Origin of the sequence: Labrys okinawensis, from assembly GCF_047345005.1 — a bacterium.
GTDB classification, from domain to species: domain Bacteria; phylum Pseudomonadota; class Alphaproteobacteria; order Rhizobiales; family Labraceae; genus Labrys; species Labrys okinawensis.
The window spans coordinates 6,178,092-6,192,886 of sequence record NZ_CP178864.1; the positions used below are offsets into that span (position 1 = coordinate 6,178,092).

12 protein-coding genes and 1 tRNA gene are annotated in these 14,795 nt (G+C 63.3%); 6 read left to right on the top strand and 7 right to left on the bottom strand.

Features of this window, described 5'->3' with window-relative positions:
- Positions 1 to 411: 411 nt before the first annotated feature.
- Both ACMDCR_RS28680 and cpdR read right to left on the bottom strand, forming a co-directional pair.
- Positions 412 to 486 (bottom strand) — tRNA-Val (locus ACMDCR_RS28680).
- Between the two features lie 77 nt (positions 487 to 563).
- Positions 564 to 926, bottom strand: coding sequence for a cell cycle two-component system response regulator CpdR (gene cpdR / locus ACMDCR_RS28685; protein WP_284313823.1), 363 nt, complete (start codon positions 924 to 926; stop codon positions 564 to 566).
- Between the two features lie 280 nt (positions 927 to 1,206).
- On the opposite strand from cpdR, the gene ACMDCR_RS28690 reads away from it, so the two are divergent.
- From ACMDCR_RS28690 to ACMDCR_RS28705, 4 genes are all read left to right on the top strand, one after another.
- A complete protein-coding gene (locus ACMDCR_RS28690) occupies positions 1,207 to 2,085 on the top strand; it encodes an N-formylglutamate amidohydrolase (RefSeq protein ID WP_413993757.1) in 879 nt (292 codons plus the stop codon).
- A gap of 56 nt (positions 2,086 to 2,141) precedes the next feature.
- Positions 2,142 to 2,621, top strand: a complete 480-nt coding sequence (locus ACMDCR_RS28695; protein ID WP_413993758.1) for a gamma-glutamylcyclotransferase — start codon at positions 2,142 to 2,144, stop codon at positions 2,619 to 2,621.
- A gap of 341 nt (positions 2,622 to 2,962) precedes the next feature.
- On the top strand, positions 2,963 to 3,508 hold the full coding sequence (locus tag ACMDCR_RS28700) for an HNH endonuclease (RefSeq protein WP_284313899.1): 546 nt from the start codon (positions 2,963 to 2,965) through the stop codon (positions 3,506 to 3,508).
- A gap of 110 nt (positions 3,509 to 3,618) precedes the next feature.
- Complete coding sequence (locus ACMDCR_RS28705; protein WP_413989869.1) at positions 3,619 to 4,842, top strand: hypothetical protein; 1,224 nt, start codon at positions 3,619 to 3,621, stop codon at positions 4,840 to 4,842.
- 6 nt (positions 4,843 to 4,848) lie between these two features.
- Here ACMDCR_RS28705 and ACMDCR_RS28710 read toward each other — a convergent pair whose 3' ends face one another.
- Positions 4,849 to 5,637 (bottom strand): metallophosphoesterase family protein, encoded by a 789-nt coding sequence (locus tag ACMDCR_RS28710; protein ID WP_413989870.1) that lies wholly within the window; start codon positions 5,635 to 5,637, stop codon positions 4,849 to 4,851.
- A gap of 154 nt (positions 5,638 to 5,791) precedes the next feature.
- Here ACMDCR_RS28710 and ACMDCR_RS28715 point away from each other — a divergent pair, with 154 nt between their 5' ends.
- Positions 5,792 to 6,208, top strand: coding sequence for a VOC family protein (locus ACMDCR_RS28715; protein ID WP_413989871.1), 417 nt, complete (start codon positions 5,792 to 5,794; stop codon positions 6,206 to 6,208).
- A gap of 54 nt (positions 6,209 to 6,262) precedes the next feature.
- On the opposite strand, the gene ACMDCR_RS28720 is transcribed toward ACMDCR_RS28715, so the two are convergent.
- The 4 genes from ACMDCR_RS28720 to ACMDCR_RS28735 form a co-directional block, all read right to left on the bottom strand.
- Positions 6,263 to 6,988 (bottom strand): metallophosphoesterase family protein, encoded by a 726-nt coding sequence (locus ACMDCR_RS28720; protein WP_413989872.1) that lies wholly within the window; start codon positions 6,986 to 6,988, stop codon positions 6,263 to 6,265.
- 353 nt (positions 6,989 to 7,341) lie between these two features.
- Positions 7,342 to 8,097, bottom strand: a complete 756-nt coding sequence (locus ACMDCR_RS28725) for a metallophosphoesterase family protein (protein ID WP_413989873.1) — start codon at positions 8,095 to 8,097, stop codon at positions 7,342 to 7,344.
- Positions 8,098 to 8,325: 228 nt separating this feature from the next.
- Positions 8,326 to 10,887 (bottom strand): GcvT family protein, encoded by a 2,562-nt coding sequence (locus ACMDCR_RS28730; RefSeq protein ID WP_413989874.1) that lies wholly within the window; start codon positions 10,885 to 10,887, stop codon positions 8,326 to 8,328.
- A 281-nt stretch (positions 10,888 to 11,168) separates the two neighbouring features.
- On the bottom strand, positions 11,169 to 11,624 hold the full coding sequence (locus ACMDCR_RS28735) for a DUF5680 domain-containing protein (RefSeq protein ID WP_413989875.1): 456 nt from the start codon (positions 11,622 to 11,624) through the stop codon (positions 11,169 to 11,171).
- 413 nt (positions 11,625 to 12,037) lie between these two features.
- Here ACMDCR_RS28735 and tkt point away from each other — a divergent pair, with 413 nt between their 5' ends.
- Positions 12,038 to 14,086 (top strand): transketolase, encoded by a 2,049-nt coding sequence (tkt, locus tag ACMDCR_RS28740; RefSeq protein WP_413989876.1) that lies wholly within the window; start codon positions 12,038 to 12,040, stop codon positions 14,084 to 14,086.
- The last annotated feature ends 709 nt before the right edge of the window (positions 14,087 to 14,795 follow it).

Sequence of the window (14,795 nt, forward strand, 5' to 3'; positions counted from 1 at the left end):
CGCGGCGCTCGTCTGCGGGGCGACAGGTTCTGTCGCCAATGCACAAAGTGGATATTTCGTGAACGGCAGGCCGGCTACGCCTGAGCAAGTGCAGTACATGGCTGCGAAGAATTTGCCATATGGCTCCTACTGGTGGAACCCCAATACCTGCAATTGGGGGGTCGTAGGGAATGCCTGCGTCATAGGAAACACCTGTGGCCGCTACGTGTCCATGAGTGAACGATGCATGTTGTATTACTCAGGCTAAAGCCGAGCCTGTACCGACCTGTCGCGTGGAGAGCTTCGAATGCGAGAAAGCTTTCCACGCGCTGATCGCAGCCATCGACCACGGCTGAAGGACGACAGCGAAAGGCCAAGGGCAGCCAGCACCGACAGCCGATTGTTCCAAATGACTTGAAAAAGCCTTCGCGATGGTGGGCGCGACAGGGATTGAACCTGTGACCCCTACGATGTCAACGTAGTGCTCTCCCGCTGAGCTACGCGCCCATCGCTTGCGGAGGCCGGCCTCATAACAGGTTGAATCAGGGCATGCAAGCCGTGACGCCGGTTATTTTCGGAAAAGCTCAGGCGGCCTTGAGGAGCTTGTCGACTTCGTTGACCAGGTCCTTGAGATGGAAGGGCTTGGAAAGCACCTTGGCATCCTTCGGCGCGGCGGAATCCGGGTTGAGGGCAACCGCGGCGAAGCCCGTGATGAACATCACCTTGATATCGGGGTCAAGTTCGGTGGCGCGGCGGGCGAGTTCGATGCCGTCCATCTCGGGCATGACGATGTCGGTCAGCAGCAGCTCAAACGGCTCTTCGCGCAGACGGTGATAGGCCGACAGGCCGTTGTCGTAGGACATCACCTCATGGCCGGCATTCTGCAGGGCGCGCACCAGGAAGCGGCGCATGTCGTTGTCGTCTTCAGCGAGTAGAATCTTGTTCATTGCTTGCGCGTCCCGAATCTCCAGCCAGGCCGGAGCTCACTCGATCTCTATAGACCGTCGTCGTGGTAAATGCTTCGTTTACATCGCAATAGAGTTAACCCGTCTTGGAGTGCTTCGCCATACACGCGACAGCGTCCAGTAAGCAGAAAATGATCGTGCAGGGCTTGTGATGCTTCCGCACACGTGATTTTCTCGAAACCAGCAAATCCGTTCGTGCGTTCCTATCCGTATCCGGTTCGGAGGGAGCCGCCTGATATCGTCGTTGAGGTCCGTCACCGGCATGGAAATCGAGCTCACCCCTCCCTTCGACGTGGTCGAGCCGGCGACCCACTCGGCGCCCCTTCTGTTCAATTCGCCGCATTCGGGCCGGGTCTATCCGCGCACCTTCCTGGAATCCTCGCGTCTGGACGCCCATGCCCTGCGCCGCTCGGAAGACGCCTTCGTCGATCTCCTGCTCGCCGATGTCGCCGGCACCGGGTCGGCCCTGATGAGCGCCCGCTTCCCGCGCGCCTATCTCGACGTCAATCGCGAGCCCTACGAGCTCGATCCGCGCATGTTCGACGGGCGCCTGCCCAACTACGCCAACACCCGTTCCCTGCGGGTCGCCGGCGGGCTCGGCACCCTGGCCCGCGTGGTGAGCGAGAGCCAGGAGATCTATGCCAGGCGCCTGCCGGTGGACGAGGCGCTGCGGCGCATCGAGGAACTCTACAAGCCCTATCACCGCACGTTGCGCCGCCTGCTCGGCGAGATCCATCGCGAGTTCGGGGTGGCGCTGCTGGTCGATTGCCACTCCATGCCCTCCTGCGGTCTTGCACGCGAGGAACGCCCGCGCGCCGACATCGTGCTGGGCGACCGCTATGGCACGTCCTGCTCCCATCTGATCATGGATTGCGCCGACGACACGCTGCGTTCGCTCGGCTATTCGGTGGGGCGCAACAAGCCCTATGCCGGCGGTTATATCACCGAGCATTACGGCAATCCGGGCGCCGGCTTCCATGTCATCCAGGTCGAGATCAACCGCGCCCTCTACATGAACGAGCGGGACTTCACCCCGCTGCCGGCCTTCGACCGGCTGAAGCAGGACCTCGTCGCCCTGCGCGATGCGCTCGCGGCGCTGCCCTTCCACTATCTCGATGCGTTCCACCTGGCGGCCGAGTGAACCCGTACGACGCACCTATCCCCGACGCCGGCTGGGTCTTCGGCTACGGGTCGCTGATGTGGAACCCGGGCTTTGCCTTCGAGGAACGCCGCAATGCCGAGATCCACGGCCTGCACCGGGCACTGTGCATCTGGTCGCATGTGCATCGCGGCACGCCCGAAAAGCCTGGCCTGGTCCTCGGCCTCGACCTCGGCGGCTCCTGCCACGGCGTCGCCTTCCGCGTGGCGCCGGAGAACTGGGCCGCCACCGTCGAGTATCTGCGCCGGCGCGAACAGGTGACCAGCGTCTATATCGAGATCGTGCATGAAGCCCGGCTCGACGACGGCCGGCGGATCGCGGCCCTCGCCTATCGGGCCGACCGCCACCATCTGCAATATTGCGGCGCGCTGCCGAGGGATCGCCTGCTGGAGACGGTGCGCGACGCGGTAGGCCTGTCGGGCGCCAATCCCGACTATGTGCTGGCAACGCATGATCATCTTGAGGAGCTGGGTATTCCGGATGGGACCCTGAGCTGGCTGGCGAAGCAGCTGCGCTAGGCCTGGGAGTCGCTGGCCTCCCAGCGGGCTCTTCCCGGGTGCGCGGACATCTTGTCCGCATCTTGGAAATGCAGCGTGTGTTGATAAGGAAGTTGCGGACAGGATGTCCGCGCACCCGGGAGGCTGCCTCCGCGGCTTTCTCCCTTTTACCAAATGGCCCCGTTTCCAACGGCAGGCCAAGAAGCTGGCGGTGCCAGGAATGCTCCCAGTTCCCCCTTCACAAGACCGACACGTTAATCCTACATTGTCGGCACGAACGGCCGAATCGGCTTTCGGCTGAGCATTGGTGTCAGGAGTGCGTTGTGACGGCGCATGTCTCGCCTGCCGTTTTTCATCCGCCGGTGTCGCCGGAGGCGTGTCCCGCCCTCGTGCTCAACGCGGATTACAGGCCTCTCTCCTACTACCCGCTTTCGCTGTGGTCCTGGCAGGATGCGGTGAAGGCGGTGTTCCTCGACCGGGTCAACATCATCTCCGAGTATGACAAGGTCGTGCGAAGTCCCACCTTCGAGTTCCGATTACCCTCGGTGGTCTGCCTCAAGAGTTACGTCAAGCCCAGCCGGAACCCCGCCTTCACCCGCTTCAACGTCTTCCTGCGCGACTGCTTCACCTGCCAATATTGCGGCACACGCTCGGACCTCACCTTCGACCATGTGATCCCGCGCTCCCGGGGCGGACAGACAACCTGGGAAAACGTCGTTGCCGCCTGCTCGCCCTGCAATCTCAAGAAGGGCGGCGCCATGCCCGCCGAGGCCGGCATGCACCCCCACCAGAAACCCTTCGCCCCCACCCTCTCCGACCTGCACCAGAACGGCCGGCACTTCCCGCCGAACTATCTGCATGAGAGCTGGCTGGACTATCTCTACTGGGATACCGAGCTGGAGCCGTAGAGCATTTTACCTTCAGATCGCATCACCTAGAATCGCAAAATTCTTTCGATATCCGTCAGTCAACTCTCAAATCCGCTTCTACCTGAACGCATTTTGCTCTGGGCATCGGCATGGGGAAATTCTCGGCAGCCGTGGGGAACGAACCGAGAGCACCGGCAACAGGCGTCGTTGTCAGCCTCCTTCTCGCTGCCCCGCTCGCGTCAGGTTTTGCGACCGGTGCGCTGGGTCAGTCGGGGCCGGACCTTCACGCCTACACGGCGGCGCGCTTCGTGCCTTACACCAATGCCGGCAGCGGAGCGGCTCCTTTCACCAAGGCGCCGAAGCTCTCCTTCCTCGTGCAAGTCCCGGGCGGTAGCGCCTCACATCAGTTCACCATGACCATGGATACCGGCTCGACCGGCGTGGTGATATCGGCGGCCGATCTGCCCGGCTATTCGACCGCCAACGCGCAATACCCGCAGGGCTGGGAGTTTCTGTCGAGCAGCAAGCTTCTGTGGGTCGGCCGCTGGATCCCGCGCGAGCTGGTCTTCCTGGACGCTTCGGGCGCCGGGCTGGCCACCGCCCAGGTTCCCGTGCTGGCGGTCGAGACCCAATATACCTGCCCAGGCTGGAGCGAAAAGCGCAATCAGCCGACATGCACCGACCCGCAGCAGACAGTTTCCATGCCTACAGGCATCGCCTATATGGGCGTGGGTTTCGGTCGCGAGCATGACGGGCAGCCGCAGGGCACCCCGGACAAGAACCCGTTCCTCAACCTCACCGCCATCGAGGGCCGCCCCATCCGGCCAGACACCTACCGATCCGGCTACATCGTCACCCCGAGCGGCGTGCATCTGGGGTTGAGCCGGGCCAACAGCCACGATTTCAGCTGGACCAGGCTGCAGGGCCCCAGTCTCGATGCGGCTGGCAAGCCGGCATCCAACGATCCACGCGACTGGAAGCAGGCGGCAATGACCGTATCCGTCAATGGCCAGCCCGCGGAGGCCGGCGCGGTTCTGATCGATACGGGCATTCAGCAAATGTATCTTACCGTCTCGAACCCCTCGGCATTGCCCACCCAACCCGTACCCAATCCCAGCCGCGAGGGAGCCGAGGCAACCGGCCTGGCAGCCGGGGCCGAGATGACAGTGTCCTTTCCGGACGAGGCCACTCCAGTCGCACAATATGCTTTCACGGCGGGCGACGTTGCCGACAAGGCGGCGCCGAGCGTGGTCCTGGTCAATCGCCCGGGCACACCGGCCTTCGTCAACACCGGCCGGCACTTCCTGCGCGACTACGATGTGGCCTTCGATGCCGATGGCGGCTGGTTCGGCTTCCGCAAGGTGGCGCCTTAGCGTACCTCATACCGTCCCGTAGGGATGCCATGCCGGGCTCCTGGCCGGGAGGCTCGCGAACACCCTGGCATCGTCGTCCTCGAAGATCGCCGCCGTCAGCGTGCCGCCATAGCAGGCGCCAGTGTCGAGATTGATGCGATTGCCGCGGAAATCGGCCTCGTCGACCGGCGTGTGGCCATGCACGATCTTCTTCTCGAAGCGCTGGCCGGAGGGCAGGAACTCGTCGCGGATCCAGATCAGGTCATGCTCCTTCTGCTGGGCCAGCGGCACGTCGGGCCGGGCGCCGGCATGCACGAAGAAGTAATCACCGAAGGCGAGGCTGAGCGGGCGCGTGCGCATGAAATCGAGATGCGCCGGGATCATCTTCGCTCGAAACTCCTTGCGCAGCGCCTCGATATCCGTCGGCGAGGAGGGATTGGCCCCCTGGATGTCGACGCCATAGCTGCCGATCGTCTCCAGGCCGCCCCATTTTACCCAGACATTGGCATCCGGATCCCCCTTGAGGAAGGACATCAGCAGGGTCTCGTGATTGCCGCGGATGACACGGAGTTCGCAGCCGGTTACCTCGCCCATCAGGCGTTGGACCACGCCGCGTGAATCAGGCCCGCGGTCTACGAGATCGCCGAGGCTGATGACGATATGCCGCCGATCCGGCTTCGCACGTGCCCGGGCCGAGGCCCTGGCGAGCATGTCCTCGACAAGGTCGAGATGGCCGTGGACATCGCCAAAGGCAATGATAGTGGTTCCCGCCGGAACGCGCGGCGGGATCGGGAAGGGCACGATACGGTTCTGCATGCGGCACACCATAGGGAGGGCGCGGAGCGAGAGCAAGGCGGGCAGATAAATCGGCTCGGCTCTAAGACATATTGCAAAAACCGGCCGCAACCGTACATCTTCAACCGGAAGTTTTGGACATGGCCACGATCGGCCTTCCCGGATGGAGAAAACGATGAAGGTATCGTCTATCGATCACGTCGCGCTTGTGACCACCGATCTCGACAGGTCCATAGCCTTCTACCACGATATTCTGGGGCTGCGTCGGATCGAGCGACCGGCATTCAGGAGTCAGGGAGCGTGGATGTCGTCGGGCAGCTTCGAACTTCACCTGACCATCAACCCGGATGGCCATCTCCGCAGGCAACCGAGCATCGATACGGGGGATATTCATTTCGCCGTAAGGGTTGCGGACTTCCCGGCGGCACTGGGGCACTTGAAGGCGAACGGCTACAGTGAAAAAGCGCCCGATGGAGACCCCAAGCGGCTCATCCTCCGGCTGGAGGGCCCAGCACCTTTTCAGCAAGCCTACTTGCTCGACCCCGACAATCACGTGATCGAACTAAACAGCGCAGAGCTTAAGATCCCCTGACGGTTTGCACACCATCACAGGCGGGACTTTCGACCGAAGCCATTCCATCCAGCGTCAGAAGATCGTCACTTCGCTACCCTCGATCAGCACCGCGGTGAGCGGGCCGCCGAAGCAGGCGCCGGTGTCGAGGTTGATGCGATTTGGCTTGAAGGTCGCGACATCGACCGGGGTGTGGCCGTGCACGATGCGCTTGCCGAAATCGCCGTCGAAGTCGAGGAACTCCTCGCGTATCCAGAGTAGGTCCTCTTCATCCTGCTGGTCGAGCGGCCGGCCGGGACGCACGCCCGCGTGCACGAAGAAGTAATCGCCGCATTCGAAGGTGAGCGGACGGCCCATCAGGAAGGAGAGATGGTGCGGAGGGATTTTGTCCATGAGGGCGATGCGCAGGGTGTGGAGGGTTGGGCCCTCGGCCAACAGCCCTTCGAGGTCTACGCCGTAGCTGGTCATGGTGCGCAGGCCGCCATTGTGCAGCCAGGCCTGGGCATTCTCACCGCCCCGGATGAAATCCAGCATCATCGCCTCGTGGTTGCCGGCCAGCACCACGGTTTCGCACCCCTCTATACCGTCGGCGAGGCGCCCCACCACCGGCGCCGAATCCGGCCCGCGATCGACGAGGTCGCCCACCGAGACCAGGACATGCCGCCGCTCGGGAAACTCGGCTACACGTTCAGCCACCCGTTCCAGCAATGCCTCCAGCTTATCGTAGCTGCCATGCACGTCGCCAAAGGCGATAATACTGATGCCGTCTGGAATACGCGGCTCAACTCTATCGCCTTGCATGATCGTCGCTTCCTCCTGCCAAGAAGAGCAGAGTGCCTTTAGCGACTACATTATGGCAAGGGCCTGGGAGCGCGGACAACAGCCACATTGAACAAAGTTCAATGTGGCTGTTGTCCGCTCTTGGAAACGAGTCGTTCTCCGACAAAAGAAGAGCGGACGAGGACGTCCGCGGTCCCAGCCGCGCCGTTTCCCGCGGTGAACGACGGAAGTCACGGTAGGGCTTGCGCTGGAAGCGCAGTGACTGGTACCGCGGACGTCCCAACGACACTCGAGAAAGTTTCGGACGATCCGCCGCTCACCTGTCATGGAAAGTCTTTTCCAAGGGCCAGCAGGAATGCCGGTGGCTCTTCGCATCAGAATATCGTCACCTCCGCGCCTTCGAACAATGCCGCCGTCAAGTTGCCGCTGGCATAGGCCTTGGTGTCGAGATTGATGCGGTTGCGATTGAAGTCCGGCCTGCGCACAGGGGTGTGGCCGTGGACGATCTTCTTCTCGAAGCGCTGCTTGGAATGGAGGAACTCGTCGCGAATCCAGACGAGGTCGCGTTCCTCCTGCTCGGCCAGAGGCACGCCAGGGCGTACACCGGCATGGACGAAGAAGTAATCGCCGATGCTGAAGGACGTGCGCAGGCTGCGCAGGAAGTCGATATGGGCTTGCGGCATGGCGGCAAAAATGTCCTCGCGCAATTTGCCGGCGGCCTTCTCGACCCGGAAGTTCTGGCGGCCGGCAATGCCGTAGCTCTGCAGGAAAGCCTCGGCACCGAAGAAGCTGCGCCAGGCGTCGCCGATTGGTTTGTCGTCGAGGAAACCGAGCAGCGCATCCTCATGATTGCCCTTGAGGACGATCAGTTCGCTTCCCTTTACGCCCGCCATCAGCCGCTCGATGACCCCGGCCGAGTCCGGACCACGGTCGATCAGATCGCCAAGGCTCACGACGACGTGACGCGCACCCGGCAGCAGGAGCGCGCGGCGCTCGATGCGTTCCAGCAAAGGTTCCAACAGGTCGAGCCGGCCGTGAATGTCGCCGATCGCGACCACGCAGGTCTGCGGCGGCATGCTGGGCGGATCTGGAAAAGGCGCGGGCTTGTGGGGGCCCGTCTTCTTCGGCATCGGCGATATCCAAGACACGAAATCCCTGCCTCCTGCTTCGGAGAGGGCGGATATGGGGAGTCAAGACTTCGGGGATGCAAGCTCGAACGTCAATGTTCAGGTGCTTCTATGACGTGGAGAACGTGCCTCGGCGTGCGAATCGGCGAGGTTTTGCCCAAGCGCGCGACGCGAAGCCTCCCCCACGAAGCTGGGGGAGGCTGATGTCGCGCCCTTCCGCTGCGCTACTGCCTAGCTGCGTGGCTTGAGGTTCTCGGCATCGTACAGCGGTTTATACCCCACGCCTGCGACTTCCACCGGATAGGTCTCGCCGAAATATTCCACCTTCAGCTTGCGGCCCTGCTGGCAATAGGACCAGGGCAGATAGGCGAGCGCAATGTTCTTCCCGATGGTCGGGCCATAGGCGATCGAGTAGGTATAGGAGCGGCGGCCGAGTTCGTCGACGAGCGTCTCGCCGGTTTCCGGATCCATCACGGGCAGGATGCCGACCGGATAGCGCGCCACGCCCTTGGCATCGATGTTATCCGTCATGACCAGAGTACAGAGCATGGCCGGCTGGTGCTCCCGGGCACGATGCTCCAGATGCCTAGCCTTGCCGCAGAAATCGGCTTCCTTGACCTTAGGACGCTGCAGGTCCGTCTCGATCAAATTGTACTCGGTGTTGAGTTCCGCATTCTGCAGGCGCAGGCTCTTCTCCATGCGGCGGGAATTGGCGTAGGTCTCGACGCCGAAGGGCATCACGCCGGTGGTGCGCAGCGCATCCCAGACGGCGAGGCCGTCCTCATAGCGCATATGCAGTTCCCAGCCCTGCTCGCCTACATAGGAGATGCGGAAGGCCGCGACGTCCTTGCCGCCGACGCGGATCGGCTTGATGGCAGCGAAGGGGAAGTTGGCCGGCTCCAGGCCCGCCGGTTCCTCCACCACCTTTTGCAGCGTCGTGCGGGCGTTCGGGCCCCAGATGCCGATTGTGACGAACTTCTCGCTGACATCGGTGACGGTGACGTCGAAACCCTTGTCCTGGGCGACGCGGCGCAGATACTGGTAGTCGCGTGGGCCGGCATCGGCACCGTCGACGACGCGGCAGCGGTCGGCCATGCGGATGACGGTGAGGTCGGCACGCACCATGCCCTCCTCGTCGAGGAAGTGGGTGTAGATGCCCTTGCCGATATTGGCGTCGCCACCGATCTTCGCGGCGCAGACCCACTCCATCAGGGCGACGTGATCCGGGCCCTCGACATCGACCATGGCGAAATGCGACAGGTTCACGATGCCGACGTCTTCGCTCATCGCGAGTTGCTCGGCATTGGAGACGCGCCAGAAATGGCGGTTGTCCCACTCGTTAGAGCGCACCGGCACGCGGTTGCCGTATTTTTCCAGGAGATGCTCGTTGGCGGCGTAGCCATGGGCGCGCTCCCAGCCGCCGAGTTCCATGAAGTAGCCGCCGAGTTCCTTTTCCCGCTCGTAGAAGGGCGAGCGGCGCACATTGCGGCCGGTGTCATAGGGTTCGCGCGGATGCACGGCCGGATTGTAGATCTTGCGGGCCGCCTCGCCGCAGCGCCCTTTGATGAAGTCTTCCTTCAGCATGTGCGGGGAGAAGCGCGCATAATCGATGCGGTTGTGGTCGATCGACGTGCGACCGTCCGTCATCCAGTCGGTCACCAGCTTGGCCATGCCTGGGGCGTCCTTGACCCAGATGGCGACGGCATACCACAGGCCGCGCACCTTCTGGCTCTCGCCGATGGAAGGGCCGCCGTCGGTGGTGACCTGCAGGAGGCCGTTGAAGGAGTGGCCCTCGTTGTAGCCGAGTTCGCCGAGGATCGGCGTCAGCTCCATGGCGCGCTCCAGCGGCGCCATGATCTGCTCCATGTCGAGGTCGCGCTGCGAGGGGGAGAGGCGCGCCTCGTGCTTTTCGAGAATGTCGCGCGGATGGCAGAGGCGCGGATGCGTTTCCTCGTAATAGCCCCACTCGATCTGGCCGCCCTCGGCGGTGGTGGGATCGCCGGTGTCGCGCATATAGGCCGAGTTGCCCTGGTCGCGCAGCAGAGGCCAGCCGATCTCCTTGCCGGTGCCGGCGAACTCGTTATAGGGCCCGAAGAAGGTGAGCGGATGGTCGACCGGCATTACCGGCAGATCTTCGCCCGCCATCTCGGCGATCAGGCGGCCCCACAGGCCGGCGCAGACCACGACATAGTCGGCCTCGATGGTGCCGCGATCGGTGACCACGCCTTTGATGCGGCCGTTCTCGATGACGAGTGACCTCGCCGGCGTATTGGCGAAAGCCTTGAGCTTGCCCGAGGACTCGCCCTGGTCGACCAGCTTGCCGGCCACCGTTTGCGAGCGCGGAATGACGAGGCCGGCATCCGGATCCCACAGGCCGCCCTGCACCAGGCTCTCCTCGATCAGCGGGAACTTCTGCTTGATCTCGGCCGGCTCGATCAGGCGAGCGCGTGTACCGAAGGCCTTGGCGGAAGCCACCTTGCGCTTGATTTCGTCCATGCGGCCGTCGTCGCCCACACGTGCGACCTCGAGCCCGCCCACACGAGCGTAATGGCCCATCTTCTCGTAGAAATCGATGGAATAGAGGGTGGTCCAGCAGGACAGGAAGTCGTGGCTGGTGGTGTAGCAGAAGTCGGAGGCATGGGCGGTGGAACCGATATCGGTCGGGATGCCCGACTTGTCGATGCCGACGATATCGTCCCAGCCCCGCTCGATCAGGTGGTGGGCGACGGCCGCGCCGACGATACCCCCCAGCCCGACGATGACGACCTTCGCCCTTTGTGGAAACACTGCCATTTGCCTGCGACTCCGAATGCGTGATGCGGGGGGACATTAGAGACAGCGCAGGGCCGATTGCTGCCTGACAGCGACATTCTCGAAAGGCTGAGCGACGGGGAGAGCGGATTTCTGGGAGCGCGGACTTCCAGTCCGCACTTGGAACATCCGCCCGTCAGAGTGAGGGCCACCTGTCCATCATTGCCAGCCGTTTCGCTCGATCCCGAAATGGTGACGGTTCCAGGGGCGGACTGGAAGTCCGCGGTCCCGGGAAGATGTTCGCACTTCCTGTCTCCCTCGCTCTAAGGCCGGATCAAGCCCCCGTGGAATTGCAGACGGTAGGCCTCGACCCCGCCTATGAAGATGCGCTCCACGCCAAGGAAACGCTCGGTATGCCCGGTACTGGCGCTCTCGAAGCGCCTTTTGCCCACACCATAGCTGAAGTCCCCGAGGAAACGTCCCTCGCCATAGAGCGCGGCGCGCGCTTTCTTCACCACCGTGCCGGCTGCTCCAGCGTCGATCAGCAGCGGCTCCAGGATATGGCCATAATAGTTCATGGCCCAGACCGGCTGCTTCTCGCGCCAGACGATTTCCTGGCCGAGGAAATCGGCTCCGCCAAAATAACTGTCGAGATAGCGCCAGTCCCCCCGGCCATATCCGATATCCCGGGAGCCCGGACGGCAGGAGACCTGTGGCGCGCCATCACTCACGTAAGCCGCGGCCTTCGCCTCGACGATGAAATCCTCCAGCATGCTCATATCGCCCTCTATCAAGAACAAAACAAGAACATCGATCTTTCTAGTGCGACGGGCAAGCGGAAAGCAAGTCTTTTTCCAGATCGCTCCGCGCTGGACGGGGAACAGCCAGCCCTGCCGCGCGCCGGCCAGCACGTGCCCAAGCAGCCTGGGAAATGATCGGTGATTCAGATGATCGCATGGAGCCCGCGCCGGGGTTCGGGAGCGGCCTCGTCGAAGGTTGGGAAATATCTGTTGTGGCTCAAGTCGAGGGCGCGCTAGGTTCGGTCAAAAGGGCTGGCCATCTCCGACCGCCGATAGTCATCCCGCTGGTTTTGGTCCGATTTGGCAACCGATATGTCTGCACGCCCCGACGCCCGTCTGACGCGACAGTTTATAGCGTAATCTCAACAGGATAACGAAGAGGGACTAGTTCGATGAACGCTCCGGCTCCAACAATTCCGGCGACCGCTGCTCCGCTGCCGGCGCCCAAGGATCCTCATCTGCGCAAGCTGGCGAACTGCATCCGCTTCCTGTCGATGGATGCCGTGCAGAAGGCCAAGAGCGGCCACCCAGGCGCGCCGATGGGCATGGCCGACATTGCCACCGTGCTCTTCCGAGAGTTCCTCAACTTCGATGCGGCGGATCCGCATTGGGTCGACCGGGATCGTTTCGTCCTGTCGAACGGGCATGCCTCGATGCTGCTTTACAGCCTGCTCTACCTGACGGGCTATCAGGATATGACCATCGACCAGCTCGAGCGCTTCCGCCAGGCCGGCAGCAAGACGGCGGGCCATCCCGAATATCGTCACGCCGGGGGCATCGAGCTCACCACCGGGCCGCTCGGCCAGGGCATCGCGGACAGCGTCGGCATGGCGCTCGGCGAGCGCATCATGAATGCCGAGTTCGGCGACGATCTCGTCAGCCACTTCACCTATGTCTTCATGGGCGATGGCTGCCTCATGGAAGGCATCAGCCAGGAGGCGATCTCGCTCGCCGGCCACCTCAAGCTCGGCCGGATCATTGCCTTCTGGGACAATAATTCGATCACCATCGACGGCTCGACCCGTCTCTCCGTGTCCGACAACGAGGTCGAACGCTTCCGTGCCAGCGGCTGGCATGTTCAGGAGATCGACGGCCATGACACCGACGCTATCCGCGAGGCGATCAAGATCGCCCAGTCCGTAACGGACCAGCCTTCCATGATCGCCTGCAAGACGATCATCGGCTTCGGCTTCCCGACGCGGGCCGGCACCCAGAAAGCCCACAGCGACGCGCCGGGCGAGGACGAGATCGCCGGCGCGCGCCAGCGGCTGGACTGGGATTCCCCGCCTTTCGTCATTCCCGAGGATCTCCTCAACGACTGGCGGCAGACGGGCTCCAAAGGTTCGGCGGCGCGCACGGCCTGGGCCGAACGCGTCAAGAACGCACCGGACGGCATCCGCCAGGAGTTCGAGCGCCGCAGCGCGGGCAAGCTGCCCGACAACTGGAAGCAGGCCATTCTCGACGCCAAGAAGGAGTTCGTGGAGGGTGGCAAGGATCTGGCCAGCCGCCAGGCGAGCGGCTCCGTCCTGAACCATCTCTTCGCCGCCATTCCCGAATTGCTCGGCGGCTCCGCCGACCTGACGCCCTCCAACAACACCAAGGCCAACAACCAGGTCGAGATAAAGCCCGGGGAGTACAAAGGCTCCTACATCCATTACGGGGTTCGCGAGCACGGCATGGGGGCGGCAATGAACGGCCTCGTGCTGCATGGCGGCCTCGTCCCCTATGGCGGCACCTTCATGTGCTTCTCCGATTATAACCGACCCGCAATCCGCCTCTCTGCCCTGATGCAGATCCGCACGATCTTCGTCATGACGCATGATTCCATCGGCCTCGGCGAGGACGGTCCCACGCATCAGCCCGTCGAGCACCTGGCCGCGTTGCGGGCGATACCCAATCTGGGCGTCTATCGCCCGGCCGACGCGATCGAGACGGCCGAGTGCTGGGAGCTGATCCTCGACCAGCCGCGGCGTCCCGCACTCATCGCGCTTTCCCGCCAGCCGCTGCCGCTGCTGCGAAAGGACGCCTCCAGCGAGAACAAGTCCGCCCGGGGCGGCTATGTCCTGCTGGAAGCCGACGGTGAGCGCAGGCTCACCCTCTTCAGCACCGGATCGGAGGTGCAGCTCGCCGTGAAAGCCCGCGAGATCCTGCAGCAGGAAGGCATTCCAACCGCCGTCGTCTCCATGCCCTGCCGCCTGCTGTTCGAGGAGCAGGACGCTGCCTATAAGCGCTCCGTGCTCGGCCAGACGAAGGCGCGCGTGGCCGTCGAGGCGGCAGTGGAACTGGGCTGGGAGCGCTATCTCGGCTTCGACGGGCGTTTCGTGGGCATGCACGGCTTCGGCGAATCGGGAAAGATCGCCGACGTCTATGCCAAGTTCGGCATCACGGCCGACGCAGTCGTCGATGCCGCCCGCGAAGTGGTTCGCGCGACTGCGGCGTGAGGTCTTTTGGCGAGGGGCGGTGCGCTGCCCCTCGCCGGGAAGGCTGCTTCGCTTGCCTTCCTTCCCCGCGGGCTTGGATGAAGCGGAGCGTTTCGCGGCAGAGAGTTGTGAAATGGCCAATTCCAATCCTTCAGCCAAACGTTCTCGTTCCCACGCCCTTTCGGGCTGGGTTGATTGAGGAGACCGGGCGATGGCGGCTGCGGGGCAGCCGTGAAAGCAGGATCATGGAAGATGCAGGCCGCACTGTCGGTGCAGGCCACCATCGCCTTGTTCCGGCTTGCCCGGCACACTGACAAGGCGTGCAAGGCCACCTGTTTTTTTCCGCCTTCTGAAGGCGGAGGCGAGCCGGGAGCGGATGGCACGGACCATCCGAACCCGGCCCAGCCGGCTCGGCAAAGGGGCTGAGCGACGTCCGTCCTGGCCGGACGGTGGCATCAGCCGTCTTCACCGCATCGGCGGGAGGAGGGACGAAGGCGTTGCCGGGCACAAGCCCTTCACGCTCCGTCCGGGGATCCAGGGCACTTCCATGGGGTGCCGATCCCGTCTGTCCCGCTCGTCACCCCTGGAGGCCGGCTTCAAGAGAAGCAGGACCGCCACATGCGCCTGCCACCTGGACAGGCTGTCGGGGTGGATGGAAGCGTTCGGGGCCGGGTTGCGCACACGCTGGCCGCTGACGCCTCATTCCGTTACGGAATAAAGTATGAGAGGG

Coding starts and splice junctions, on each gene's coding strand:
- cpdR (WP_284313823.1), bottom strand. CDS start 926: ATGAACAAGATTCTACTCGCTGAAGACGACAACGACATGCGCCGCTTC.
- ACMDCR_RS28690 (WP_413993757.1), top strand. CDS start 1,207: ATGGAAATCGAGCTCACCCCTCCCTTCGACGTGGTCGAGCCGGCGACC.
- ACMDCR_RS28695 (WP_413993758.1), top strand. CDS start 2,142: ATGTGGAACCCGGGCTTTGCCTTCGAGGAACGCCGCAATGCCGAGATC.
- ACMDCR_RS28705 (WP_413989869.1), top strand. CDS start 3,619: ATGGGGAAATTCTCGGCAGCCGTGGGGAACGAACCGAGAGCACCGGCA.
- ACMDCR_RS28710 (WP_413989870.1), bottom strand. CDS start 5,637: ATGCAGAACCGTATCGTGCCCTTCCCGATCCCGCCGCGCGTTCCGGCG.
- ACMDCR_RS28715 (WP_413989871.1), top strand. CDS start 5,792: ATGAAGGTATCGTCTATCGATCACGTCGCGCTTGTGACCACCGATCTC.
- ACMDCR_RS28720 (WP_413989872.1), bottom strand. CDS start 6,988: ATGCAAGGCGATAGAGTTGAGCCGCGTATTCCAGACGGCATCAGTATT.
- ACMDCR_RS28725 (WP_413989873.1), bottom strand. CDS start 8,097: ATGCCGAAGAAGACGGGCCCCCACAAGCCCGCGCCTTTTCCAGATCCG.
- ACMDCR_RS28730 (WP_413989874.1), bottom strand. CDS start 10,887: ATGGCAGTGTTTCCACAAAGGGCGAAGGTCGTCATCGTCGGGCTGGGG.
- ACMDCR_RS28735 (WP_413989875.1), bottom strand. CDS start 11,624: ATGAGCATGCTGGAGGATTTCATCGTCGAGGCGAAGGCCGCGGCTTAC.
- tkt (WP_413989876.1), top strand. CDS start 12,038: ATGAACGCTCCGGCTCCAACAATTCCGGCGACCGCTGCTCCGCTGCCG.